The organism is Pseudomonas sp. FFUP_PS_473 (genome assembly GCF_002858665.1).
Taxonomy (GTDB): Bacteria; Pseudomonadota; Gammaproteobacteria; order Pseudomonadales; family Pseudomonadaceae; genus Aquipseudomonas; species Aquipseudomonas defluvii.
The window spans coordinates 22,558-45,757 of record NZ_PJQQ01000017.1 but is presented as its reverse complement, the minus strand read 5'-3'; the positions used below and the strand labels follow the sequence as shown (position 1 = coordinate 45,757).

Sequence of the window (23,200 nt, the reverse complement as noted above, 5' to 3'; positions counted from 1 at the left end):
GAAGAGGTTCTGGAAGGTTTTCATGAGCTCAACCCTACCCAGTGGGGTGAAAGATGGCAAGCACTCGAAAAAAATTGATAGAAATGCTTAAAAAGTACTTTTTTGCGAGATTTTATAGCGCTTCATGGCGCAAAAGACCGCGTCTATTGCGCGGTCTTTTTAAATGGCGCAAACCTGCCTCAGGGCTGGAAGGCACCGATGAAAATGGCCGGATCGACCCGTGCATCGTTCAGGCTGATGTTCCAGTGCATGTGCGGGCCAGTGGCGCGCCCGGTGGAACCCACCCGCCCGATGACGGCGCCGCGACTCAGCGTCTGCCCGGGTTTCACGTCGATTTTCGACATGTGGCAGAACATGCTGATAAAGCCTTGGCCGTGGTCGACGAAAACGGTATTGCCATTGAAGAAGTAGTTACCGACCAGGATGACCTTGCCATTGGCCGGCGTCTTGATTGGCGTGCCGGCCGGTACGGCGAAGTCCAGGCCCGCATGGGGATTGCGCTCTTCGCCGTTGAAGAACCGACGTACGCCAAAACGGCTGGACAGGGGGCCGTTGACCGGCTTGTCGAGTAGCAGGTTGCTTGGCAAGCCTGGGCTGAAGCTGCGGTAGGCGCGAACCTGTTCGGCCAGTTCGGCGTCGATGCGCTTCAGGTCAGCCGGGTTGGGATTGACCTGGCGCTTGTTCTTCAGGGTGATGTGCTGCTCTGGGTATTGCTTGCTGCCGACGGTAAAAGCCAGCGTCCGCGTGCCGAGGCTGAGTGTCGCCGGGCCGGGTTTCTGAGTCAGGGGCACGCCGACAATAGCCAGCCATTTGTCCTGTTCCTTTACCACCAGCACCGGTTTGCCATCGAAGCGAGCATTGGGCGCCTGAGCGCCTGGGCCCAAGTCAATGACTGCGACGCCGCCAGGCACCGGCTTGTTCAGTTTCTGGGTGATGTAGCTGGCGTGGGCGGTGCCGGCCAGTGTCAGGCAAAGCAGAAAAGCGAGCAGACGGGGCATGGATCAATCCAGTAGAGAAAGCGTGACCGGGGTCTGGTGGTTGTCTTCGACGCGTACCTGTAACTGACCTTCGCCGAGGCGCGCAGTCAGGCGTTGGCCGTTTTGGGTCTGGCTGGCGCTGCGAATGGCCTGGCCACGCTCATCCAGCAGGATGCTGTAGCCGCGGCCCAGGGTGGCCAGCGGGCTGACCACCTGCAGGGTCTGGACGGTGGCCTGCAACTGTTGGCGACGATCCTTCAGGGCTTCACGCATGGCGCGTGGCAGGCGCTCGGAGAGGCTGTCCAGGCGTTGCTTGAGCAGTGCCAGTGTGCGCCCGGGGTGCTGCGCGGCCAGCCGTGTGTCAAGCCGGGCCAGGCGCTCGCGGCGTTGGTTCAGGCGTTGCTCGAATGCGCGGCGCAGGCGCATATCCAGGTCATCCAGGCGTTGTGCTTGCTGGCGCAGCCGTTCGCCGGGGTGGCGCAGGCGTCGGCTCAGGCCTTCGACACGCAGGCGCGCATGGGCCAGACGGTTTTGCATCTGCAGCAGCAGGCGCCGTTGCAGGCTGTCGATGCGCCGTTGCAGGTCACTGCTGTCTGGCGCCAACAGCTCGGCTGCAGCCGACGGGGTAGGCGCGCGGACGTCGGCGACGAAGTCGCTGATCGAAACGTCGGTTTCATGGCCGACTGCGCTGACGATCGGTGTTACGCAGGCGGCGATGGCCCGGGCCACATCCTCTTCGTTGAAGCACCAGAGGTCTTCAAGCGAGCCGCCGCCACGGGCCAGGATCAGCGCGTCGAAACCCAGGCTGTCGGCCCGTTGCAGTGCGCGAACAATTTGCCCGATGGCTTCACGGCCCTGCACGGCGGTTGGGATCAGGGTCAGCTCAACCTGTGGCGCACGGCGCCGAAAGACACTGATGATGTCGCGGATCACCGCGCCGGTGGGTGAGCTGATAATGCCAATGCGCTGCGGATGCGCGGGCAAGGCAACCTTGCGCTCGCTGCTGAACAGGCCTTCGGCGCCGAGCTTTTCCTTCAGCGCCTCGAAGGCCAGGCGCAAGGCGCCATCACCGGCCGGTTCCACGGTGTCGAGAATCAACTGGTAGTCGCCACGCCCCTCAAACAGAGAGACCTTGCCGCGCACCTTGACCGCCAGGCCATCGCGCAACGCTTGACGCACCCGTGCGGCGTTGTTGCGAAACAGCGCGCAGCGCACCTGGGCACCACTGTCCTTGAGGGTGAAATAGATATGGCCGGAGGCCGGGCGGGCGAGGTTGGATATCTCGCCCTCGACCCAGATACTGCTGAAAACATCTTCAAGCAGCACCCGGGCGCGGCCGTTGAGTTGGCTGACGGTCAGGACTTCGCGGTCCAGACCGAGTCGTTCGAAAGGGTCTCTGATCATGGGCCGCATCATAAAGGATTGTGAGCGCATTGCGCGCTATCGACGGTTCGAATGCAGCCGGTCGCGTCGGGCCGTTGCATCGCTGCTGGCTTGAGAGTGGGTTAAATCGAATGCTCCATGCGTGTGGTCAATGACCTGCGCTGCAGCCGAACAGTGATGGTTGTCTAGGGAAACGTTGAGCCATTCATTCGTTCGCTTAGGAGAAGTCCTGCATTAATTCTGGAATCGGCTGATATACGCCCTCTGGCTAAAGTTGATTAGCTGTCATGCAGGCACAAGGCAAAGCGGTATGTGCAGCAAGTGTAGGCTGACATTAATGCTGCAATGGCCAATCTCGGGGTATTGGGCAATGCCTCTGCGCTGGAAACAACTCAAAGATGGCTGTAAGTCCTTGAATACCTGACGGTCACGAAAAATAGCGCGTAATGCACGCAGCATAAGCCAATGAAATTTACGCTGGCAGCCCTTTCACCACGATACTCAATGCATTTTGGGGAGTTTGAAATGAGTTATCTAGAGGATGTCATAATCAATGAGCCCATCGCTGACGTGCTGACTGCATTCATTCCCAGAGTCCCATACCAGACGATTGATCGTCTGTACGTCCAATTCAAGTTCGAGGTCATCGCCAATGGTGAGCTTATTAAGGTGTATAAACAGCTTTTCAAAGACGGGGTTTTTGTCAAAAATGAAAAAGGCCTGCCGATGAAAGGCCCGAACTGGTCAGTTCCAGATTTTGTAACCTTGAACAAGTACAGGACCGACTCGTTGGATACACCCTCCAACCCGGTTTGATTGAGTGAGGGTTAAATCATAACCATTTAGAACATTCCGATCACTCACGCACAGGTCAGACGGCCTGTGCTGACGTGATCGGAGTTTTCATGGCCTTTACTGGCGAGGGCAGAAATGAGGGGCTGGAGCGCTATCGAGTGCTCAGCATGAAGATAGGCGTGCATGGAACGATGCTTATACGGTAACCCTTGAGGGCTATGAGGGCTATGAGGGCTATGAAGAAGCGGACCCGCTTTACACAGCAGAAGCGGAAGAAGCGTATATCGGCGACAGATGGAAAATGAAATGGGGTGTGAGCAATGAGTTATCTGGAGAAGATCATAGTCAACGAGTCCATCGCTGACGTGCTGACGGCATTAATTCCCATCTCTTCATATCCAATGATTGACTGTATGTACGTTCGATTCAAATTCGAAGTCGTCGCCAGTGGTGAACTTATGAGAGTGTATGAGCAGCTTTTCACAGATGGTGTGTTTGTCACGAACGAAAAAGGCAGGCCTATAAAAGGCCCAAACTGGTCAGTCCCAGATTTTGTAACCTTGAACAAATACAGGACCGACTCGTTGGATACACCCTCCAACCCGGTTTGATCGAGTGAAGGTTCAATCGCAACCATTGAGAGTATTCCGCTCACGTCATCACAGGTCAGACGGCCTGTGATGACGTGAGCGGAGTTTTCCTAGCGTTTACTGACGAGGGCAGAAATAAGGGGCTGGAGCGCTATCGAGTGCTCGGCATGAGGATAGGCGTGTATCGAACGATGCTTATACGGCAACCCTTGATGACTATGGGGCGATGAAGAAGCGGACCCACTTTACAAAGCATAAGCGGAAGAGGCGTATCGGCGACAGATGGAAAATGAAATGAGGTGTTAGCAATGAGTTATTTAGAGGATGTCATAATCAATGAGTCCATCGCTGACGTGCTGACTGCATTTATTCCTGGAGTCTCATACCAGACGATTGATCGTCTGTATGTCCATTTCAAGTTTGAGGTCATCGCCAATGGTGAGCTTATAAAAGTGTATGAGCAGCTTTTCAATGATGGGGTGTTTGTCACGAACGAAAAGGGCCTGCCGATGAAAGGCCCGAACTGGTCAGTCCCAGATTTTGTAACCTTGAACAAGTACAGGACCGACACGCTGGATACACCCTCCAACCCGGTTTGATCCAGTGAAGGTTCAATTACAACCATTGAGAACATTCCGATCACGTCAGCACAGTTCAGGCGGCCAGTGATGACGAGATCGGAGTTTTCCTAGCGTTTACTGACGAGGGCAGAAAATAGGGGCTGGAGCGCTATCGAGTGTTCGGCATGAAGATAGGCGTGTATGGAACGATGCTCATACTGCAACCCTTGAGGGCTATGGGGGCGATGAAGAAGCGGACCCGCTTTATGCAGTAGAAGCGGAAGAAACGCACCGAAGGCAAACAGATAAAGAGAAGTGGGGAGTTTGCAATGAATTATCTAGAGAGTGTCATAATCAATGAGCCCATCGCTGACGTGCTGACTGCATTCATTCCCAGAGTTCCATACCAGACGATTGATTATCTGTACGTCCAATTCAAGTTCGAGGTCATCGCCAATGGTGAACTAATTGAGGTGTATAAGCAGCTTTTCAAAGACGGGGTGTTTGTCAAAAACGAAAAAGGCCTACCGATGAAAGGCCCGAACTGGTCAGTCCCAGATTTTGTAACCTTGAACAAGTACAGGACCGACACGTTGGATACACCCTCAAACCCGGTTTGATTGAGTGAAGGTTCAATCGCAACCATTAACGGTTGGCAGATGAGTCATCCCCGTTCACGCAGGTGCTTAACAAACTGCTGCACCAACGGCCCGGCATCGCGCCGATAGGCGACGGCCACGGTGCTGGTACAGCCCTCATCGGCCAAGGGCACGAATGTTAGTCCGCTGGGCGCGATGTCTTTCATGCAGCGCGGTAGCAGGGCCACGCCAAACCCGGCCTGAATCAACTGCAGTTGCGTGGTCTTGCGTGACACCACTCGCGCAGCCTTCGGAAAGAATCCCGCTTGCATGCATAACTGCGCAGACAGGTAGCTCAAGCCGCCTCGTTGGCGATGGGGGATGGAGATAAAGGCTTCTTCTCGCAATTGCGCCAGGTTGGCTGTGGCCGCGCTGGCCAAGGGGTGGTCGCTGGCCACCGCTAGCAGCAGCGGTTCCTCGAACAGCGGTTCAATGCACAAGGCTTCATGCTGGCGCAGTACGGGGAGGCGCAGCAGGCCCAGCTCCAGCCGGCCTTCGACAAGCTCTTCGAGCTGCGCTTCGGAGGACTGCTGGGCAATCTCCATGGAAACCTTTGGGTTGTCCTGCAGGTAGCGGCTGAGCCGGGCGAGCAAGTGCCCTGTCAGCGGTACGGTGCTGGAGTGACTGAGGCGAAGGCTACCGCGCAGGCCATTACCGATTTCGTGGGCCATGCGACTGGCTTTTTCCAGTTCGCTGAGCAGGCTGCGTGCGCGTGGCAGGAACGCCTCGCCCGCCGTTGTCAGGCGCGGCTGGCGGGCGGTGCGCTCGAACAGTGGCGTGTCGAGCAGGTCTTCCAGCACCTTGATCTGCCGGCTCAAGGCCGATTGGGCGATGTACAGGCGCTCGGCGGCGGCACTGAAGCTGCCGCTGTCGGCGATTTCAACGAAGTAGCGCAGCTGTCGCGTGGAGATCATTGAGCTATGCCTTTTAAAGATACCTTCTGCATGAATTGCATATTAGTCGGCATGGCTGGTGAGTGGATAAAGTTTCCGCGTCTTCCTTAGAGGTCGCTCGCTATGACGGTGGCAATGGTGTTTTCCCTACTTCCCTTTTCGGCGATTGACTGGCTGCTGATCATGTTGGGTGTCGGTGCGGCCTATGTTGTCTTTGGTGTCGCCGGGTTTGGTACAGCGCTGGTCGCGGGGCCGGTGATGATTCAGTTCATGCCGTTGTCGCGGATTATCCCGTTGTTGGTGCTGCTGGATTTCGTGGCGGCGTTTGGTAACTGGCTACCGGCACGCAAGGCTGTGGTTCGCAGCGAGCTGATGCGTCTGCTGCCGTGCATGGCGCTGGGCTGCACCCTGGGTGTGGTGTTCCTGCTCAACCTCAAGTCCGACCTGCTGTTGCTGCTGATGGGGCTGTTTATTACGGCGTATGCCGTCTACAGCCTGGCAGTGACCGTCAAGCCTGCACGCCTGGCGCCTGGCTGGGTGGTGCCAATGGGTACGGTTGGTGGCCTGTTTGGGGCGCTGTTCGGGAGTGGCGGCTTTCTTTATGCGATCTACCTTAATGCCCGGTTGCTCTCCAAGGATCAGGTGCGTGCCACCCAGAGTGCCTTGATCAGTTGCAGTACGCTGGTGCGCCTGAGCCTGTTCCTGCTGGCGGGTGTGTATGCCGACCTGCCGTTGTTGCTGCTGGCGCTGTGCCTGGCGCCGATGATGCTGCTGGGCGTGTGGGTGGGCCGACGGCTGACCTTGAACATGTCGCGCGAAGCGTTTGTGTGCATGGTCACCTGGCTGGTGCTGGCCAGTGGTATTGCACTGATCGGTCGCTATCTGAGTGCCTGAGCACGGGTTAAACTGGCGGCTTTGAATTGGTTTGGCCGTCGTTATGAATACCCAGTGCATCATCGTCCCGAAAATTTCCACGGTCCCGGTACACGAGCCGAGAGCCCGGGCGATCCTGCGTTGGCTAGTGCGCGAAAACATTGTCGAAGAACAGCTGAGCACCTGCGGGCGTACCGGCAATCGCATGGCGTATGCCATTGCGCCGGGCGCACGCAAGGTGGTGCTGCATCCGGAGCTACTGCCGTTCGATCAGCCGATCAATGGCCTTGAGGTGGTCACCAAGCGTTGCATCTATACGCCGGTGCAGGGGTTTCTGGAGGAGGCCGGGTGTGCCGAATGCCGTCGCGAGGTTGGCGAGGCGCTGTTCGAGAGCCTGGAAGAGTGGATGCCTGGGCAGACCGATAACTTCACCTGCCCCGAGTGCGGCCATGAGGACGATATCAACGGCTTCCTGTTCCTGCAGCCGTGTGGTTTTTCCAACCTGGGGTTTATCTTCAACAACTGGGCCGAAGCTGGTTTCAAACCCTCTTTTATCGAAGCATTTGCCGATTGGCTGGACCAGCCCGTGGCCGTGGTGCAGGTGACATTGAACGACAACTGACCGAAGGGCCATCTATACATTGAGTGAAGGCCCGGGTATGAGTATAATGGCGCGCTTCCATTTTTCCCGCCCGGGAGCCCCCGCGATGCTGCGTATCAGCCAAGAAGCCCTGACCTTCGACGACATTCTCCTAGTGCCTGGTTATTCCGAGGTACTGCCCAATGAAGTCAGTCTCAAGACCCGTTTGACCCGTGGCATCGAGCTGAATATTCCGTTGGTTTCCGCCGCCATGGATACCGTGACCGAAGCCCGCCTGGCCATTGCAATGGCACAGGAAGGTGGCATCGGCATCATCCACAAGAACATGACCATCGAGCAGCAGGCTGCCGAAGTGCGCAAGGTCAAGAAGTTCGAGGCTGGCGTGGTCAAAGACCCGATCACCATCGACGCTGACGCTACCGTGCGCGACTTGTTCGAATTGACCCGCCTGAACAATATCTCCGGTGTACCGGTACTGCACAAGGGTGACCTGGTCGGTATCGTGACCTCCCGTGACGTGCGCTTCGAGAACCGTCTGGACGCCACCGTGCGTGAAGTGATGACGCCGAAAGAGCGTCTGGTCACTGTCCGCGAAGGCGCCGACAAGAACGAAGTCCGCGAGCTGCTGCACAAGCACCGCCTGGAAAAAGTCCTGATCGTCGACGAGCAATTCGCCCTCAAGGGCATGATGACCGTCAAGGACATCGAAAAGGCCAAGGCCTACCCGCTGGCCAGCAAGGACGACCAGGGTCGTCTGCGCGTCGGCGCTGCTGTCGGCACCGGCAAGGACACTGGCGAGCGCGTTGCCGCACTGGTTGCTGCTGGCGTTGACGTGGTTGTGGTCGACACCGCGCACGGTCATTCCAAAGGCGTTATCGACCGCGTTCGCTGGGTCAAGGAAAACTTCCCAGAAGTGCAGGTCATCGGCGGCAACATCGCCACTGGCGCTGCGGCCAAGGCACTGGTTGAAGCTGGCGCTGATGCGGTCAAGGTCGGTATCGGCCCAGGCTCGATCTGCACCACCCGTATCGTTGCAGGTGTTGGCGTGCCGCAAATCAGCGCCATCGCCAATGTCTCTGCTGCACTGGAAGGCACCGGTGTGCCATTGATCGCTGACGGCGGTATCCGTTTCTCTGGTGACCTGTCCAAGGCCATCGTTGCAGGCGCTTCCTGCGTAATGATGGGTTCGATGTTCGCCGGTACCGAAGAAGCGCCAGGTGAGATCGAGCTGTTCCAGGGCCGCTCCTACAAGGCGTACCGCGGCATGGGTTCGCTGGGTGCTATGTCCCAGGCCCAGGGCTCTTCCGATCGCTACTTCCAGGACTCCTCGGCCGGTGCCGAGAAGCTGGTACCGGAAGGTATCGAAGGTCGCGTTCCGTACAAAGGCTCCCTGACCGCAATCATTCACCAATTGATGGGCGGTCTGCGCTCCTCGATGGGTTACACCGGCAGTGCCACCATCGAAGAGATGCGCACCAAGCCTGAGTTTGTCCGCATCACCGGTGCCGGCATGGCCGAGTCCCACGTGCATGACGTGCAGATCACCAAAGAAGCGCCTAACTACCGCGTAGGTTGATGCTTCTGGCAGTACTAGCAAGCGGGGCTGTTATCGACAGCCCCGTGTCGTTTCCGATTACCACTGACGAGATTGAGTCATGGCCCTCGACATTCACGCTCACCGCATCCTGATCCTCGATTTCGGTTCCCAGTACACCCAACTGATCGCTCGTCGCGTTCGCGAAATCGGTGTGTACTGCGAACTGCATCCGTTCGACATGGACGATGAAGCGATTCGCGAATTCGCCCCGCGCGGCATCATCCTCGCAGGCGGCCCCGAGTCGGTCCACGAAGCCAACAGCCCACGTGCACCGCAAGCCGTTTGGGACCTGGGCGTACCTGTGTTCGGCATCTGCTACGGCATGCAGACCATGGCCGAGCAATTGGGCGGCAAGGTTGAAGGTTCCGACCTGCGCGAATTTGGTTACGCCCGTGTCGATGTCGTCGGCAAGAGCCGCGTGCTGGACGGCATCGAAGACCATGTAGACGACGATGGCGTATTCGGCCTCGATGTCTGGATGAGCCACGGTGACAAGGTTACCGAGATTCCAGCCGGCTTCCACATTCTGGCCAGCACCCCGAGCTGCCCGATCGCCGGTATGGCCGACGACACCCGTGGCTACTACGGCGTGCAGTTCCACCCGGAAGTGACCCACACCAAGCAGGGCGGTCGCATCCTGTCGCGCTTCATCCTCGACATCTGCGGCTGCGAAGCACTGTGGACTGCGTCGAACATCGTTGAAGACGCCATTGCCCAGGTGCGTGAGCAGGTGGGTTCGGCAAACGTACTGCTGGGGCTGTCTGGCGGTGTCGACTCTTCGGTGGTGGCTGCGCTGTTGCACCGTGCCATTGGCGATCAACTGACCTGCGTCTTCGTCGATAACGGCCTGCTGCGTCTGCACGAAGGTGAGCAAGTGATGGCCATGTTCGCCGAGAACATGGGCGTCAAGGTGATCCGTGCCAACGCCGAGGAACAGTTCCTGTCCAATCTGGCCGGCGAAGCCGACCCGGAGAAGAAGCGCAAGATCATCGGTCGCACCTTCATCGACGTGTTCGATGCTGAGGCGAGCAAGCTGGAGAACATCCAGTTCCTGGCCCAGGGCACCATCTACCCTGACGTGATCGAGTCGGCCGGTGCCAAGAGCGGCAAGGCTCACGTGATCAAGTCGCACCACAACGTTGGTGGCCTGCCAGAGGAAATGAACCTCAAGCTGGTCGAGCCGCTGCGCGAGCTGTTCAAGGACGAAGTCCGCCGTATCGGTCTGGAACTGGGCCTGCCTTACGACATGGTCTACCGTCACCCGTTCCCGGGCCCAGGCCTGGGGGTGCGGATCCTCGGTGAGGTGAAGAAAGAGTACGCCGACCTGCTGCGTCGTGCCGACCACATCTTCATCGAAGAGCTGCGCAAGGCCGACTGGTACCACAAGGTCAGCCAGGCGTTCGTGGTGTTCCAGCCCGTCAAATCCGTTGGCGTGGTAGGTGATGGCCGTCGTTACGCCTGGGTCGTGGCCCTGCGTGCCGTGGAAACCATCGACTTCATGACCGCCCGTTGGGCGCACCTGCCGTACGAGCTGCTGGAAACTGTCAGTGGTCGCATCATCAACGAGATCGATGGCATCTCGCGGGTGACCTACGACGTGTCGAGCAAGCCGCCGGCAACCATCGAGTGGGAATGATCCCAGGTCCGGCATAGGCTACTGACAAACCCCCGCTTTTTAGCGGGGGTTTGTTTTTTAAGCCAAGGTGAACTCGAATTTCACTTTGCCCTGGGACGAAAAGTAAATGTCCAACTCCGAGTCCAGGTCTAACGTGCCGGAAGTTTAAACCGAGTAGGCCATGATATTTTTGTAGGGCGGGGAGGTGAAATCCTTTTTGCTGCCGTGCATCTTGGTTTCCGCCAAACTTCGGCGGTAAGCCGGGCAGCACAGAAGCATCGCTCACGTTGACGTACCTTGGGGCTAAAACGGGTAGCTTCAGTGTTCATGACTCAATCTTCTTGAATCAATATTTTTACAGGTTGGTGTTTTCATGCATAAGAGGATAAATCCAGGTTTTTTATTTGATAGCACCCAATACGGATTCAGCCAGGCTGTTGTTTCAAAAGGAAGCAATCACATTTTCTTATCGGGGCAAGTTGCAGCCAACGCAGATCAGTCTCTGCACAGTGTTGGCATGTACGAGCAAGCAATACAGTGCTTAACATGCATTGAAAGGTTGTTGGCAGAAGTCCCTGCGCGCTTGAGTGATGTAACGATTCTCAGAATCTATATACGAGCTGATGCGAGTAATCCAGATTCTCAGAACGATATCTCAAGAGCACTGCATGACTCATTTGGAGACAAGTTGCCAGCCTCCTCGTGGATCTTGGTCTCGGGGTTGGCGAGCCCAGACTGGCTCCTGGAGATTGAAGCCCAAGCCGTTACTGAATAATGTGATCGCGCTCGGGCGTGTAAACGCCTGCGGCAGGCGTTTACACGATTTGTTCTAATGGTTGCCCGGCGAAACGCTGGAGAGGCCATTGACCGGTACCAGGGCAAGCCTGGATCCCACAGGGAACGCCCATGTTCTGCGCGGTCCCCTGTGGGAGTTGGCTTGCCAACGATGCAGGCGCCGCATGTTCGCTGACACCCCGCTTCGCGCAGTGCTGTCAGGCAAAAATATGTGCAGAGATAAGCTTGGAAATTTCGACGATCGCGGTCTTGCCGGTGAACTCGAACTTCACTTTGCCCAGCGACGAAAAGTAAATTTCCAGCTCCGAGTCCAGGTCGAACGTGCCGGAGGTTTCAACCGAGTAGGCCACGATATTTTTGTAGGGCAGGGAGGTGAAATCCTTTTTGCTGCCGGTGAGGCCTTGCACGTTCACCGCGATGATGCGCTTGTTGGTGAACACCACGCCGTCGCGCATGGATTTGTAAGCGTCGATGACGTGTTCGCCGTCTAGCAGCAGGGCGGTTACGCGTTCGGCGTATTCGTCGTTTTGCTTGAGTTTGAAGAAGCCTTTGTTGTTGAAGTCGATCATGCGTGGATATCCCTATGAGGTAAGCAACAGTCCAGGTTTTTCAATGGCAGGGGCTGGTCGTGGGGATTCTGGTGCAGGTGGGGTGTGTGCCACAAGGCGGGTGCGACAAAGTCTTCACTTAATCTTTCTCAAATGCAGGTGTATCGTATTCGCCCTTCATCGCTGGCACAGTTCGCCAGCCTGTTGAGTCTGCAGTACGAGGTGCTTGCTCCGATGTCCTTTACCCGGCGACAAATTCTCGGTGGCCTTACTGGCTTGGTGGCGGTTGGCCTGGGGGCGGGTGGCGCTGCGCGCTATTGGCTGGGCAGGACCGACCCGAATGCTGGCCATGACTACGAGCTGATTGCCGCACCCCTGGATGTGGAGCTGGTATCGGGCTACAAGACACCGGCGTGGGCGTTTGGGCCTTCGGCGCCGGGCACCGAGTTGCGCGTACGTCAGGGCGAATGGCTGCGTGTACGCTTCATCAATCACCTGCCGGTTCCCACGACTATCCACTGGCATGGCATTCGCCTGCCGCTGGAAATGGATGGCGTACCCTACGTTTCGCAACTGCCGGTATTGCCGGGCGAATACTTCGACTACAAATTCCGTGTGCCGGATGCCGGTAGCTACTGGTATCACCCGCATGTGAGCAGTAGTGAGGAGCTGGGACGCGGGCTGGTGGGGCCGTTGATTGTCGAGGAGCGCGAGCCCACCGGGTTCAAGTACGAGCGCACCCTGAGCCTGAAGAGCTGGCATGTGGACGAGCAAGGGGCCTTTGTGGCCTTCAGCGTGCCTCGTGAAGCTGCCCGGGGTGGTACGGCGGGGCGCTTGCTCACCATCAATGGTGAACCCAATGCTGTTGTCGATCTGCCGGCTGGGCAGATTGTCCGCGTGCGCTTGCTCAACCTGGACAACACCCTGACCTACCGGATCAACCTGCGCGGGAATGCCGAGGCGCGTATTTATGCGCTGGATGGCAACCCGATCACGCCGCGTCCGCTGGGCAAGGACTACTGGTTGGGCCCGGGTATGCGTATTTGTCTGGCGATCAAGGTGCCGCCGGCGGGTGAGGAAATCTCCCTGCGCGATGGCCCGGTACGCTTGGGTACCTTGCGCTCGGTCGCCAGCAATGACACGCCGAGTGACTGGCCGCCAGCGCTGCCGGCCAACCCGGTGGCCGAGCCGGATCTGGCCAATGCCGAGAAGCTCCACTTCAATTTTGAGTGGGCAGGTTCGGTGTCGGTGAATACCGAGAATCGACCGCCGAGCCTGTGGCAGATCAATGGTGTTGCCTGGGACATCACGGATAAGACCTGCTCTGATCGCCCGATTGCTACGCTGAAGAAGGGCAAGAGCTACATCTTCGAGCTGAAGAACATGACCCAGTATCAGCACCCTGTTCACCTGCATGGCATGTCCTTCAAGGTGATTGGGTCGAACCGACGCAAAATCGAGCCGTACTTCACCGACACCTACCTGTTGGGCAAGAACGAACGCGCCCAGGTCGCCTTGGTAGCCGATAACCCGGGAACCTGGATGTTCCACTGTCATGTCATCGATCACATGGAAACCGGCCTGATGGCTGCAATCGAGGTGGCATGATGCGCCAGCCCCAGATCATTGATCGCAGTCGCGATCAGGTTTTCATGCAGATGGCCCTTGACCTTGCAGCCCAAGGCGCGGCCTTGGGTGAAGTGCCGGTGGGTGCGGTGTTGGTGCAGCATGGTGAGGTCATTGGTCGGGGGTTCAATTGCCCGATCAGTGGCAGTGATCCCAGCGCGCATGCCGAGATGGTCGCCATTCGTGCGGCCGCGCAGGCTGCCAGTAACTACCGCTTGCCGGGCAGCACCCTCTACGTGACGCTGGAGCCGTGCAGCATGTGCGCAGGGCTGATCGTCCATTCGCGTATTGCCCGTGTGGTGTACGGGGCGCTGGAGCCTAAAGCCGGGGTGGTGCAGAGCCAGGGGCAGTTTTTTACCCAGGGTTTTCTCAATCACCGCGTGCTGTTTGAAGGCGGGGTATTGGCCGAAGAATGCGGCAGTATTCTCACTGAGTTCTTCAAGGCGCGGCGTGCGCGATCCTGAGCGGGCATGCCGCTGGAAAGTGCGCGATGACTGACAGCGGGGCTCAGAGGGACGACGGCTGCTCAGGTGGTTTGGTCTTGTTGACCCCCGGCACATGCAGCGTGCCTTCGGCCACCTGATTGCCCTCAAGCTGTGGCTGCGTAACCCAGGTCAGGATGTCGTAGTAGCGACGGATGTTGGCCACGAAGTGCACGGGTTCACCGCCGCGGGCGTAGCCATACCGGGTTTTGCTGTACCACTGCTTTTGCGACAGGCGTGGCAGCATTTTCTTTACATCCAGCCACTTGTTCGGGTTCAGGCCTTCCCGGGCCGCCAGTTTGCGTGCGTCGTCCAGGTGGCCGCTGCCCACGTTGTAGGCCGCCAGTGCGAACCAGGTACGGTCCGGCTCTTCGATCTTGTCGTCCAGCTCGTTCTTGACGTGCATGAAGTACTTGGCGCCACCGCTGATGCTCTGCTTGGGGTCCAGTCGATTGGAGACGCCCATGGCCTGGGCCGTGCGTTGGGTGAGCATCATCAGCCCGCGAACGCCGGTCTTGGAGGTGACCTCTGCCTGCCACATCGACTCTTGGTAGCCGATGGCCGCCAGCAGGCGCCAATCAACCTTTTCTTTCTTGGCCGTGGCCTGGAAATGCTTCTCGAAGCGTGGCAAGCGTTGCTGCAGGTGTTGGGCGAAGGTGTACGCGCCGACGTAGCCAAGTACATCGACATGGCCGTAGTAACGGTCTTTCAGGCGTTGCAGGGTGCCGTTCTTTTGGGCCTTGTCGAGGAAGGTGTTGATTTCGTTGAGCAGGCTGTTGTCGTCGCCAGCGGCGACGGCCCAGCGCTGGTCGCGGGCATCCCCCAGATCAAACGCTACCCGTACGTTGGGGAAGTACACCTGATTCATTGCCAATTCGTTGGAGTCGACCAGGGTCAGGTCGATCTGGCCTTCGTCGACCATGCGTAGCAGGTCGACCACTTCGACCGCCTCGGACTCTTCGTAGCTGAGCTTGGGGTACTGTTTCTTCAGTTCCGCCAACTGCTCGGCATGGGAGCTGCCCTTGAGCACCATGATGCGCTTGCTGACCAGGTCGGTGACGTCGGTAGGGCGTGAGCGGCCGTTGCGATAAATGATCTGGGGCGTGACTTCCAGGTAGGGGTGGGAAAAGCGCACCTGTTGTTTGCGCTGCTCGCTGCTGACCAGGCCGGCGGCCGCCAGTACCGGGCCTTGTGGCTTGCCCAGTTGTCCGAACAGGTCATCAAGGTTGTCGGCGGTTTCGATCTTCAGCTCTACCCCCAGATCGTCGGCAAAGCGCTTGACCAGTTCGTACTCGAAGCCGGTTTCGCCGTTGCGGTCCTGGAAGTAGGTGGCCGGGCTGTTGCGGGTAACCACGCGCAGCACGCCATCCTCTTTGACTCGCTCGAGTGTGCTGGGTTTTTCAACGCAGGCACCGAGCAGCAGTAAGAGTCCGGTTGCGATGAGCCATTTGGCGCAACGCTGGCGCAAAGCAGTCTGGGCAAACATAACGTGCAGTATACGCAAAGGTCAGGCCCAGCCATATCTCGACAATGGGTGGCTTGTCTGTTAGCGATGGGCAAAAATGTACGCGCAAAACGTAGGGTTTTTACCGTCTTTTTCAATTTAAGAGGTGGCGCTGTTGTAGGCCGTCAGCAGATACCGATATTCGGGCAGGGGTGGATGCAGCGTTTCGAGTGCCTGACGCGCCGGTTTAGGCTACAATGCACGGCCTCTAAGCACACCCCCTTCCTGAGGCTGTCCCGACGATGTTGATCCTGCGCGGCGCTCCTGCCCTTTCTGCCTTTCGCCACGGTAAGTTAATCGAGCAACTGAGCCAGAAAGTCCCCGCTGTTAGTGGTTTGTATGCTGAATTCGCTCATTTCGCCGAGGTTGACGGTGATCTGACCGCCGACCAACAGCAGGTGCTTGCACGTCTGCTCAAGTACGGCCCTAGCGTACCGGTCCAGGAGCCCACTGGCCGCCTGTTTCTGGTAGTGCCACGTTTCGGCACCATTTCGCCCTGGTCGAGCAAGGCCAGCGACATCGCCCACAACTGTGGCCTGACTAATATCCAGCGCCTGGAGCGGGGTATCGCCTTCTATGTCAGCGGTGAGCTGAGCGAGGCTGATGTCGTTGCTGTTGCCGACGTGCTGCACGACCGCATGACTCAGCTGGTGCTGAGCAAGCTGGAAGATGCCGCGGGTCTGTTCAGTCACGCACAACCCAAGCCGTTGACGGCGGTCGATGTGCTGGCCGGTGGCCGCGCCGCACTGGAAAAGGCCAACGTCGAGTTGGGCCTGGCCCTGGCTGACGATGAGATCGATTACCTGGTCAATGCCTTCCTGGGCTTGAAGCGCAATCCGCACGACATCGAGCTGATGATGTTCGCCCAGGCCAACTCCGAGCATTGCCGGCACAAGATCTTCAATGCCAGCTGGGATATCGATGGCGAAAGCCAGGAAAAAAGCCTGTTCGGCATGATCAAGAACACCTACCAACTGCACAGCGAAGGCGTGTTGTCTGCTTACAAGGACAACGCCTCGGTGATCGTAGGTTCCGTGGCCGGTCGTTTCTTCCCGAACCCTGAAACTCGCCAGTACGGCGCGGTGCAGGAGCCGGTCCACATCCTGATGAAGGTCGAGACCCACAACCACCCGACCGCTATTGCGCCGTTCCCGGGTGCTTCTACCGGCTCCGGTGGCGAGATTCGTGACGAAGGCGCTACCGGCCGTGGTGCCAAGCCGAAAGCGGGCCTGACCGGTTTCACCGTTTCCAACCTGCGCATCCCCGGTTTCGAACAGCCTTGGGAAAAGCCTTACGGCAAGCCTGAGCGTATCGTCAACGCGCTGGACATCATGATTGAAGGCCCACTGGGTGGTGCGGCGTTCAACAACGAATTCGGTCGTCCAGCCCTGACCGGCTACTTCCGTACCTTCGAGCAGTCGATCACGACCCCGCACGGTGATGAAGTCCGTGGCTACCACAAGCCGATCATGCTGGCCGGTGGTATGGGCAACATCCGTGAAGATCACGTGCAGAAGGGCGAAATCAGCGTCGGCGGCAAACTGATCGTGCTGGGTGGCCCGGCCATGCTGATCGGCCTGGGCGGCGGTGCCGCCTCGTCGATGGCGACCGGTTCCAGCTCGGCTGACCTGGACTTCGCTTCCGTTCAGCGGGAAAACCCTGAAATGGAGCGTCGTTGCCAGGAAGTGATCGACCGCTGCTGGCAGCTGGGCGACAACAACCCGATCAAGTTCATTCACGACGTCGGTGCGGGCGGCCTGTCCAACGCTTTCCCTGAGTTGGTTAACGACGCCGGTCGCGGCGGTCGTTTCGAACTGCGCAACGTGCCGAACGACGAGCCAGGCATGGCGCCGCTGGAAATCTGGAGCAACGAATCCCAAGAGCGTTATGTGCTCTCGGTCGATGCGGCCGATTTCGAGCGTTTCAAGGCTATCTGTGAGCGTGAGCGCTGCCCGTTCGCGGTGGTTGGCGAGGCCATTGCCGAACCGCATCTGACCGTTACCGACAGCCATTTCGGCAACAATCCGGTGGATATGCCACTGGACGTGCTGCTGGGCAAGCCGCCAAAGATGCACCGTTCGGTGACCCGTGAAGCGGAACTGGGCGATGATTTCGATCCAAGCGCACTGGCGCTGGATGACTCCATTGATCGCGTATTGCGTCACCCTGCGGTGGCCAGCAAGAGCTTCCTGATCACCATCGGCGACCGCACCATCACGGGTCTGGTTGCTCGCGACCAGATGGTCGGCCCGTGGCAAGTGCCCGTGGCCGATGTCGCTGTCACCGCCACCAGTTTCGATGTCTACACCGGTGAAGCGATGGCCATGGGTGAGCGTACCCCGCTGGCCCTGCTCGATGCCCCGGCGTCCGGTCGCATGGCGATTGGCGAGACCCTGACCAACATGGCTGCCTCGCGGATCGGCAAGCTGTCCGACATCAAACTGTCGGCCAACTGGATGTCCGCCGCAGGTCACCCGGGTGAAGATGCGCGTCTGTATGACACCGTCAAGGCCGTTGGTATGGAGCTGTGCCCAGAGCTGGGCCTGACCATTCCGGTGGGCAAGGACTCCATGTCCATGAAGACCCGCTGGAGCGAAGAGGGCGAGGAGAAGAGCGTTACCTCGCCGCTGTCGCTGGTTGTCACCGGTTTTGCGCCCGTGACTGACATTCGCAAGACCCTCACCCCAGAGCTGCGCATGGACAAGGGCGAGACCGATCTGATCCTGATCGACCTCGGCCGTGGCCAGAACCGCATGGGTGCCTCGATCCTGGCACAGACCCACGGCAAACTGGGCAGCCAGGCGCCTGACGTCGACGATGCCGAAGACCTGAAAGCCTTCTTCGCTGTGATCCAGGGCCTGAACGCTGACGGTCATCTGTTGGCCTACCACGACCGTTCCGATGGTGGTCTGCTGGTCAGCGCACTGGAAATGGCCTTTGCCGGCCACTGTGGCCTGAGCCTGGAGCTCGACACCCTGACCAGCAAGCGTGAGAAGGTCGCGGCGATTCTTTTCAACGAAGAGTTGGGTGCGGTCATCCAGGTGCGTCAGGACGCTACGGCAGAGGTACTGGCACAGTTCAGCGCCGCAGGCCTTGGCGAGGACTGTGTTGCCGTGATCGGTCAACCGATCAACAGCGCAGAAGTGCAGATCAGCCTGAACGGCGAAGTGCTGTTCGACGGTGAGCGCAGTGTGTTGCAGCGCACCTGGGCAGAAACCAGCTACCGGATCCAGCGTCTGCGTGATAACGCTGACTGTGCCGATCAGGAGTTCAATGCCCTGCTGGAAGAAGACAACCCAGGCTTGAACGCCAAGCTGGGCTTTGACGTCAACCAGGATGTCGCGGCGCCTTACATCAAGACCGGTATTCGCCCGCAAGTGGCTGTACTGCGTGAGCAGGGTGTCAACGGCCAGGTAGAAATGGCCGCTGCGTTCGACCGCGCCGGCTTCAATGCCATCGACGTGCACATGAGCGATATCCTCGCCGGTCGCGTTGACCTGAACGACTTCAAGGGGCTGGTCGCCTGTGGTGGCTTCTCTTATGGTGACGTGCTGGGTGCCGGTGAAGGCTGGGCCAAGTCGGCCCTGTTCAACAGCCGTGCGCGTGATGCCTTCCAGGGCTTCTTCGAGCGTAACGACAGCTTCACCCTGGGTGTCTGCAACGGTTGCCAGATGCTCTCCAACCTGCATGAGCTGATTCCGGGCAGCGAGCTCTGGCCGCACTTCGTGCGTAACCGTTCCGAGCAGTTCGAGGCCCGTGTGGCCATGGTTCAGGTTCAGGAGTCGAACTCGATCTTCCTGCAGGGCATGGCCGGTTCGCGTATGCCGATCGCCATCGCTCACGGTGAAGGTCATGCCGAGTTCCAGAGCCCTGAGGCGCTGCTTGAGGCAGACCTGTCCGGCTGCGTGGCGCTGCGTTTTGTCGACAACCATGGCAAGGTCACCGAAGCTTACCCGGCCAACCCTAACGGTTCGCCGCGCGGTATCACTGGCCTGACCAGTCGCGACGGTCGCGTCACCATCATGATGCCGCACCCTGAGCGGGTCTTCCGTGCCGTACAGAACTCCTGGAAGCCGGACGAGTGGAGCGAAGACGGTGCGTGGATGCGGATGTTCCGTAACGCGCGCGTGTGGGTGAACTAAGCCGGATGTACAAGCTCGCCTTCTTCGTACCGCCTAGCCATCTAGAGGTGGTCAAGGCTGCCGTATTCGCCGCCGGTGGCGGCCGAATCGGTGACTATGACTGCTGCGCCTGGCAGGTACTTGGCCAGGGCCAGTTTCGCCCATTGGACGGCAGCCAGCCGTTCATTGGGCAGGCGGGTGTGGTTGAGCAGGTGGAAGAGTGGCGGGTGGAGTTGGTGGTGGCCGACGCGTTGATTGAATCGGTCGTCACCGCTCTGAAACAGAGCCATCCGTATGAAACCCCGGCCTATGAAGTCTGGCAGCTCGCCAACTTTTGAGGGGTTCAATAAAAACGCCGCGATCGATACCGATCGCGGCGTTTTTTTATGGGTTCAGTTTACTGTTCTTGCTGCCTCAGGGGCGGATCTCGATCATGGTGCCGTCCTTGACCAGGCTCCAGACTTCGCGCATGTCAGCGTTCTTCATGGCGATGCAGCCTTCGGTCCAGTCCAGGGTATGGAAGTACCACTCCGGGTACTCGTCATTGAGGGGGGTGCCGTGGATCATGATCATGCCGCCAGGCTCGACACCTTCGCGGCGCGCTCGGGCGGCATCGCTGACGTTCGGGTAGGAGACATGCATGGCCAGGTTGTAGCGATCGCTAACCTTGCGCCAGTCAAGCCAGTACAGGCCTTCCGGGGTGCGTTTGTCACCTTCGCGCTGTTTCGGGCCGTTGGGCTGCTTGCCCAGGGAGATGCGGTAGCTCTTGAATGGTTCTCCAGCGCTGATCAGTTGCAGTTGACGGGCTGATTTGATGACCAGCACTTTGTCGACTGTGCGTTGCTGTGAGACCGGCTTGGTCACGATGGTTTCGGTGAAGGCCGCCTGAGATACCGAGGCCACTGTGAGGCAGAAGAGGGCAAGCAACCAACGCATGAAACAATATCCCTGATAAGTAGCCAGATCTAAGTTGTGAATGACGGGCCGAACAGGGGGGGTAGGCATTCGTTACCGACCGGGAAGCGCTGCTCGACGAGGTCACGATAATAGCATTCTAGGGTACGACTGATGGTGCGGAAAGCCAGCTCATCCCAAGGTATTTCGCTTTTTTCAAACAGCCGTACTTCCAGGCTTTCCTCGCCAATGGCGAAATCCAGATCGCTCAGTTCGGCGCGGAAGAACACGTGTACCTGGTTGATATGCGGCAGGTCGAACAGTTGGTACAGGCTCATTGGGCCAAGTCGCGCGCAGGCCTCTTCGATGGTCTCGCGGCGAGCGGCCTGTTCGATGGTCTCACCGTTCTCCATGAAGCCAGCAGGCAGCGTCCAGTACCCGCGTCGAGGTTCGATGGCGCGGCGGCACAGCAGTATCTGGCTGCCCCAGATTGGCAGAACGCCGGCGACGATGTTCGGGTTCTGGTAATGAACGGTCTGGCAATGCTCGCACACATAGCGCAGGCGGCTGTCGCCTTCGGGGATGCACTGAATGACCGGTTTGCCGCAGGCGCTGCAGAAATTCATGATCGGATTATCCTGATGGTTAGGCCTATCTTCGCGCCAGCGTCGGCAGGCCCGCAAGCGGGTTTGCCGCAGGGGGTTGGGCAGGGCGGTGCATTTGGTGCATGATGAGGAGAGTCCTTGAGTTGAGAGAGACCATGCTGGACGAGTTACTTCGCCGAGTGAGTAGTCATACACCGAGTACCCTGGAGACGGATCGACGTTTTCCCGAGGCCGCCGTGTTATTGCCCATCACGCGCAGCGACGAGCCTGAGCTGGTGCTCACCTTGCGCGCCAAGGGGCTTTCCACCCATGGTGGTGAAGTAGCCTTCCCGGGTGGTCGACGCGACCCGGAAGACCCCGACCTGATCTTCACCGCCTTGCGCGAGGCCGAGGAGGAGATTGGCCTGCCGCCGGGTCTGGTGGAGGTCATCGGCCCGTTAAGCCCACTGATTTCCCTGCACGGCTTGCGTGTCACGCCCTTTGTCGGGGTGATTCCCGACTATGTCGAGTACCGCGCCAACGATGCCGAAATTGCCGCGGTGTTTACTGTGCCGCTGGCGTTCTTTCGTCAGGACCCGCGCGACCATACGCACCGCATCGACTATCAGGGGCGCAGTTGGTATGTGCCCAGCTACCGATTCGGCGAATACAAGATCTGGGGGTTGTCGGCGATCATGATCGTCGAGCTGGTCAATCTGGTTTACGATGCCGGCATCAGTTTGCACAAGCCGCCAGAGCGTTTCATTCCAATCTGAGCGGGCTCAACCGCCATGATCCAATCGTGAGGAACCACGCATGAAATACCGTCTGGGCGACCTGCGGGTCGAAGCTCATCCGCAGAGCTGGGCTGCGCCCACCGCCACGCTGATTGGCAAGGTGCGCCTGCAGGCGGGCGCCAGTGTCTGGTTCGGTGCGGTACTGCGTGGTGACAACGAGCTGATCGACATTGGCGAGAACAGCAACGTTCAGGACGGTACGGTGATGCACACCGACATGGGTTCGCCGCTGACCATCGGCAAGGGCGTGACGATTGGTCACAATGCCATGCTCCATGGCTGCACGGTGGGTGACTACAGCCTGATCGGCATCAACGCAGTAATCCTCAACGGCGTGCGTATCGGCAAGCACTGTATTATCGGCGCCAATGCACTGATTCCCGAAGGCAAGGAGATCCCCGATGGCTCCTTGGTCATGGGCTCGCCGGGCAAGGTCGTGCGCGAACTGACAGAAGCGCAGATGAAAATGCTTGAAGCCAGTGCGGCCCACTACGTTCACAACGCACAGCGTTATGCCCGTGATCTGGCTGAGCAGGAGGCATGATGGTCAGCCCGGAGCGCCCGGTGGCGTCACCTTGTGTCAACGTGTGCGCACTGGACGAGCAGGATATCTGTACCGGTTGTCAGCGTACCGCCAGTGAAATCACGCGCTGGGGGCGCATGGACAACAGTGAGCGGCGTAAGGTGCTGCTGTTGTGCCACGAGCGCGCGCTGGCTGCGGGTTTGATACTGCCGACGGCCCAGCCATCGGCTTGAGCCTTACCGGGGCGGTCAAGTATTCTGTGCGGCTTGCCCTTCGGTTGCCCCTATGTTCTTTCTGATCGCTTACATCAGCAGTGTCGTGCTGATCAACTACGCCTTTTCCAGCGCCCCGCACCTGGACATCATCTGGTCTGCCTGGGGTGGTCTGGTGTTTATCCTGCGCGATATGGTGCAAACCCGCTTTGGGCATGGCGCTCTGATCGCCATGCTGGCAGCCCTGGTACTGTCCTACCTGACCTCCGAACCGGCCATCGCCCTGGCCAGCGCCACGGCTTTTGCGGTCTCCGAGTGCATCGACTGGCTGGTCTTCAGTATCACCAAGCGGCCCTTGCATGACCGCCTCTGGCTCAGCTCGGCGCTGAGCATTCCGCTGGATACCTTTATCTTCTTCGGCATGATCGGTGCGCTGACGCCTGCGGTAGTCGGTACTGCATTGGGCTCCAAATTTGCCGGTGTGACGGTGGTCTGGCTGGCGATGGCCTGGCGCGCGCGGAAAAACGCTTACGCCAGCTGAGGCTTAGATGACCGGTTCATGTAAAATGTGCCCCCTATTACCGGGTTGCAC

General features: G+C 58.8%; 23 protein-coding genes and 1 pseudogene. 16 read left to right on the top strand and 8 right to left on the bottom strand.

The window, feature by feature from the left end:
* Nucleotides 1-179: 179 nt before the first annotated feature.
* Nucleotides 180-998 carry a M23 family metallopeptidase gene (locus CYD26_RS13635; protein ID WP_099773661.1) on the bottom strand — a complete coding sequence of 273 codons (819 nt, stop codon included), beginning with the start codon at nucleotides 996-998 and terminating at the stop codon, nucleotides 180-182.
* A 3-nt stretch (nucleotides 999-1,001) separates the two neighbouring features.
* The gene (xseA, locus tag CYD26_RS13630; RefSeq protein ID WP_099773662.1) at nucleotides 1,002-2,381 is read right to left on the bottom strand and encodes an exodeoxyribonuclease VII large subunit; all 1,380 of its coding nucleotides are present in this window, start codon (nucleotides 2,379-2,381) and stop codon (nucleotides 1,002-1,004) included.
* Between the two features lie 504 nt (nucleotides 2,382-2,885).
* Here xseA and CYD26_RS13625 point away from each other — a divergent pair.
* The 3 genes from CYD26_RS13625 to CYD26_RS13610 all read left to right on the top strand — a co-directional run bounded on the left by CYD26_RS13625 (nucleotide 2,886) and on the right by CYD26_RS13610 (nucleotide 4,925).
* Complete coding sequence (locus CYD26_RS13625; RefSeq protein WP_145991793.1) at nucleotides 2,886-3,176, top strand: immunity protein; 291 nt, start codon at nucleotides 2,886-2,888, stop codon at nucleotides 3,174-3,176.
* 877 nt (nucleotides 3,177-4,053) lie between these two features.
* On the top strand, nucleotides 4,054-4,344 hold the full coding sequence (locus CYD26_RS13615) for an immunity protein (RefSeq protein WP_099773665.1): 291 nt from the start codon (nucleotides 4,054-4,056) through the stop codon (nucleotides 4,342-4,344).
* Between the two features lie 290 nt (nucleotides 4,345-4,634).
* Complete coding sequence (locus tag CYD26_RS13610; RefSeq protein ID WP_102052832.1) at nucleotides 4,635-4,925, top strand: immunity protein; 291 nt, start codon at nucleotides 4,635-4,637, stop codon at nucleotides 4,923-4,925.
* Between the two features lie 44 nt (nucleotides 4,926-4,969).
* Here CYD26_RS13610 and CYD26_RS13605 read toward each other — a convergent pair whose 3' ends face one another.
* Nucleotides 4,970-5,857, bottom strand: a complete 888-nt coding sequence (locus tag CYD26_RS13605) for a LysR family transcriptional regulator (RefSeq protein WP_102052831.1) — start codon at nucleotides 5,855-5,857, stop codon at nucleotides 4,970-4,972.
* A gap of 114 nt (nucleotides 5,858-5,971) precedes the next feature.
* Here CYD26_RS13605 and CYD26_RS13600 point away from each other — a divergent pair, with 114 nt between their 5' ends.
* The 4 genes from CYD26_RS13600 to guaA all read left to right on the top strand — a co-directional run bounded on the left by CYD26_RS13600 (nucleotide 5,972) and on the right by guaA (nucleotide 10,543).
* Nucleotides 5,972-6,730: a sulfite exporter TauE/SafE family protein gene (locus CYD26_RS13600; protein WP_256588023.1), complete on the top strand. Its 759-nt coding sequence runs from the start codon at nucleotides 5,972-5,974 to the stop codon at nucleotides 6,728-6,730.
* A 43-nt stretch (nucleotides 6,731-6,773) separates the two neighbouring features.
* Nucleotides 6,774-7,331 carry a sugar ABC transporter ATPase gene (locus CYD26_RS13595; protein WP_102052829.1) on the top strand — a complete coding sequence of 186 codons (558 nt, stop codon included), beginning with the start codon at nucleotides 6,774-6,776 and terminating at the stop codon, nucleotides 7,329-7,331.
* Between the two features lie 85 nt (nucleotides 7,332-7,416).
* Nucleotides 7,417-8,886 carry an IMP dehydrogenase gene (gene guaB, locus CYD26_RS13590; RefSeq protein WP_099773668.1) on the top strand — a complete coding sequence of 490 codons (1,470 nt, stop codon included), beginning with the start codon at nucleotides 7,417-7,419 and terminating at the stop codon, nucleotides 8,884-8,886.
* A gap of 79 nt (nucleotides 8,887-8,965) precedes the next feature.
* The gene (gene guaA, locus CYD26_RS13585; protein WP_065761731.1) at nucleotides 8,966-10,543 is read left to right on the top strand and encodes a glutamine-hydrolyzing GMP synthase; all 1,578 of its coding nucleotides are present in this window, start codon (nucleotides 8,966-8,968) and stop codon (nucleotides 10,541-10,543) included.
* Between the two features lie 57 nt (nucleotides 10,544-10,600).
* Here the strand turns inward: guaA and CYD26_RS13580 are convergent.
* Nucleotides 10,601-10,747, bottom strand: a pseudogene (locus CYD26_RS13580) (PH domain-containing protein); the annotation flags it as partial.
* Nucleotides 10,748-10,895: 148 nt separating this feature from the next.
* Between CYD26_RS13580 and CYD26_RS13575 the strand changes: the two are divergent.
* Nucleotides 10,896-11,297: a Rid family hydrolase gene (locus tag CYD26_RS13575; RefSeq protein ID WP_102052828.1), complete on the top strand. Its 402-nt coding sequence runs from the start codon at nucleotides 10,896-10,898 to the stop codon at nucleotides 11,295-11,297.
* Between the two features lie 217 nt (nucleotides 11,298-11,514).
* Here CYD26_RS13575 and CYD26_RS13570 read toward each other — a convergent pair whose 3' ends face one another.
* Entirely contained in the window at nucleotides 11,515-11,886 is a 372-nt protein-coding gene (locus CYD26_RS13570; RefSeq protein WP_099773671.1) for a PH domain-containing protein, read from the bottom strand.
* Nucleotides 11,887-12,099: 213 nt separating this feature from the next.
* On the opposite strand from CYD26_RS13570, the gene CYD26_RS13565 reads away from it, so the two are divergent.
* Together CYD26_RS13565 and tadA are read left to right on the top strand one after the other, a co-directional pair.
* Complete coding sequence (locus CYD26_RS13565) at nucleotides 12,100-13,473, top strand: multicopper oxidase family protein (RefSeq protein WP_102052858.1); 1,374 nt, start codon at nucleotides 12,100-12,102, stop codon at nucleotides 13,471-13,473.
* On the top strand, nucleotides 13,473-13,955 hold the full coding sequence (gene tadA, locus CYD26_RS13560) for a tRNA adenosine(34) deaminase TadA (RefSeq protein ID WP_099776550.1): 483 nt from the start codon (nucleotides 13,473-13,475) through the stop codon (nucleotides 13,953-13,955). Before CYD26_RS13565 ends, tadA begins: the two co-directional genes overlap by 1 nt.
* Nucleotides 13,956-13,998: 43 nt before the next feature.
* Here tadA and mltF read toward each other — a convergent pair whose 3' ends face one another.
* Nucleotides 13,999-15,459, bottom strand: a complete 1,461-nt coding sequence (gene mltF, locus CYD26_RS13555; RefSeq protein WP_102052827.1) for a membrane-bound lytic murein transglycosylase MltF — start codon at nucleotides 15,457-15,459, stop codon at nucleotides 13,999-14,001.
* Nucleotides 15,460-15,719: 260 nt separating this feature from the next.
* On the opposite strand from mltF, the gene purL reads away from it, so the two are divergent.
* Together purL and CYD26_RS13545 are read left to right on the top strand one after the other, a co-directional pair.
* On the top strand, nucleotides 15,720-19,619 hold the full coding sequence (purL, locus tag CYD26_RS13550) for a phosphoribosylformylglycinamidine synthase (RefSeq protein ID WP_102052826.1): 3,900 nt from the start codon (nucleotides 15,720-15,722) through the stop codon (nucleotides 19,617-19,619).
* 5 nt (nucleotides 19,620-19,624) lie between these two features.
* Nucleotides 19,625-19,936, top strand: a complete 312-nt coding sequence (locus tag CYD26_RS13545; RefSeq protein ID WP_099773673.1) for a YqfO family protein — start codon at nucleotides 19,625-19,627, stop codon at nucleotides 19,934-19,936.
* 76 nt (nucleotides 19,937-20,012) lie between these two features.
* Here the strand turns inward: CYD26_RS13545 and CYD26_RS13540 are convergent, their stop codons facing one another.
* Together CYD26_RS13540 and CYD26_RS13535 are read right to left on the bottom strand one after the other, a co-directional pair.
* On the bottom strand, nucleotides 20,013-20,534 hold the full coding sequence (locus CYD26_RS13540) for a murein L,D-transpeptidase family protein (RefSeq protein ID WP_102052825.1): 522 nt from the start codon (nucleotides 20,532-20,534) through the stop codon (nucleotides 20,013-20,015).
* A 29-nt stretch (nucleotides 20,535-20,563) separates the two neighbouring features.
* Nucleotides 20,564-21,118 carry an NUDIX hydrolase gene (locus CYD26_RS13535; RefSeq protein WP_102052824.1) on the bottom strand — a complete coding sequence of 185 codons (555 nt, stop codon included), beginning with the start codon at nucleotides 21,116-21,118 and terminating at the stop codon, nucleotides 20,564-20,566.
* A gap of 134 nt (nucleotides 21,119-21,252) precedes the next feature.
* Between CYD26_RS13535 and CYD26_RS13530 the strand changes: the two genes are divergently transcribed.
* Genes CYD26_RS13530 through CYD26_RS13515 form a run of 4 tightly spaced genes read left to right on the top strand, consistent with a single transcriptional unit; the run spans nucleotide 21,253 to nucleotide 23,149 of the window.
* Nucleotides 21,253-21,852, top strand: coding sequence for a CoA pyrophosphatase (locus tag CYD26_RS13530; protein WP_102052823.1), 600 nt, complete (start codon nucleotides 21,253-21,255; stop codon nucleotides 21,850-21,852).
* Between the two features lie 40 nt (nucleotides 21,853-21,892).
* Nucleotides 21,893-22,417: a gamma carbonic anhydrase family protein gene (locus CYD26_RS13525; protein ID WP_065759971.1), complete on the top strand. Its 525-nt coding sequence runs from the start codon at nucleotides 21,893-21,895 to the stop codon at nucleotides 22,415-22,417.
* Entirely contained in the window at nucleotides 22,417-22,629 is a 213-nt protein-coding gene (locus tag CYD26_RS13520) for a DUF1289 domain-containing protein (RefSeq protein ID WP_102052822.1), read from the top strand. The genes CYD26_RS13525 and CYD26_RS13520 overlap by 1 nt, the downstream gene beginning before the upstream one ends.
* A 52-nt stretch (nucleotides 22,630-22,681) precedes the next feature.
* The gene (locus CYD26_RS13515; RefSeq protein ID WP_065759969.1) at nucleotides 22,682-23,149 is read left to right on the top strand and encodes a VUT family protein; all 468 of its coding nucleotides are present in this window, start codon (nucleotides 22,682-22,684) and stop codon (nucleotides 23,147-23,149) included.
* The last annotated feature ends 51 nt before the right edge of the window (nucleotides 23,150-23,200 follow it).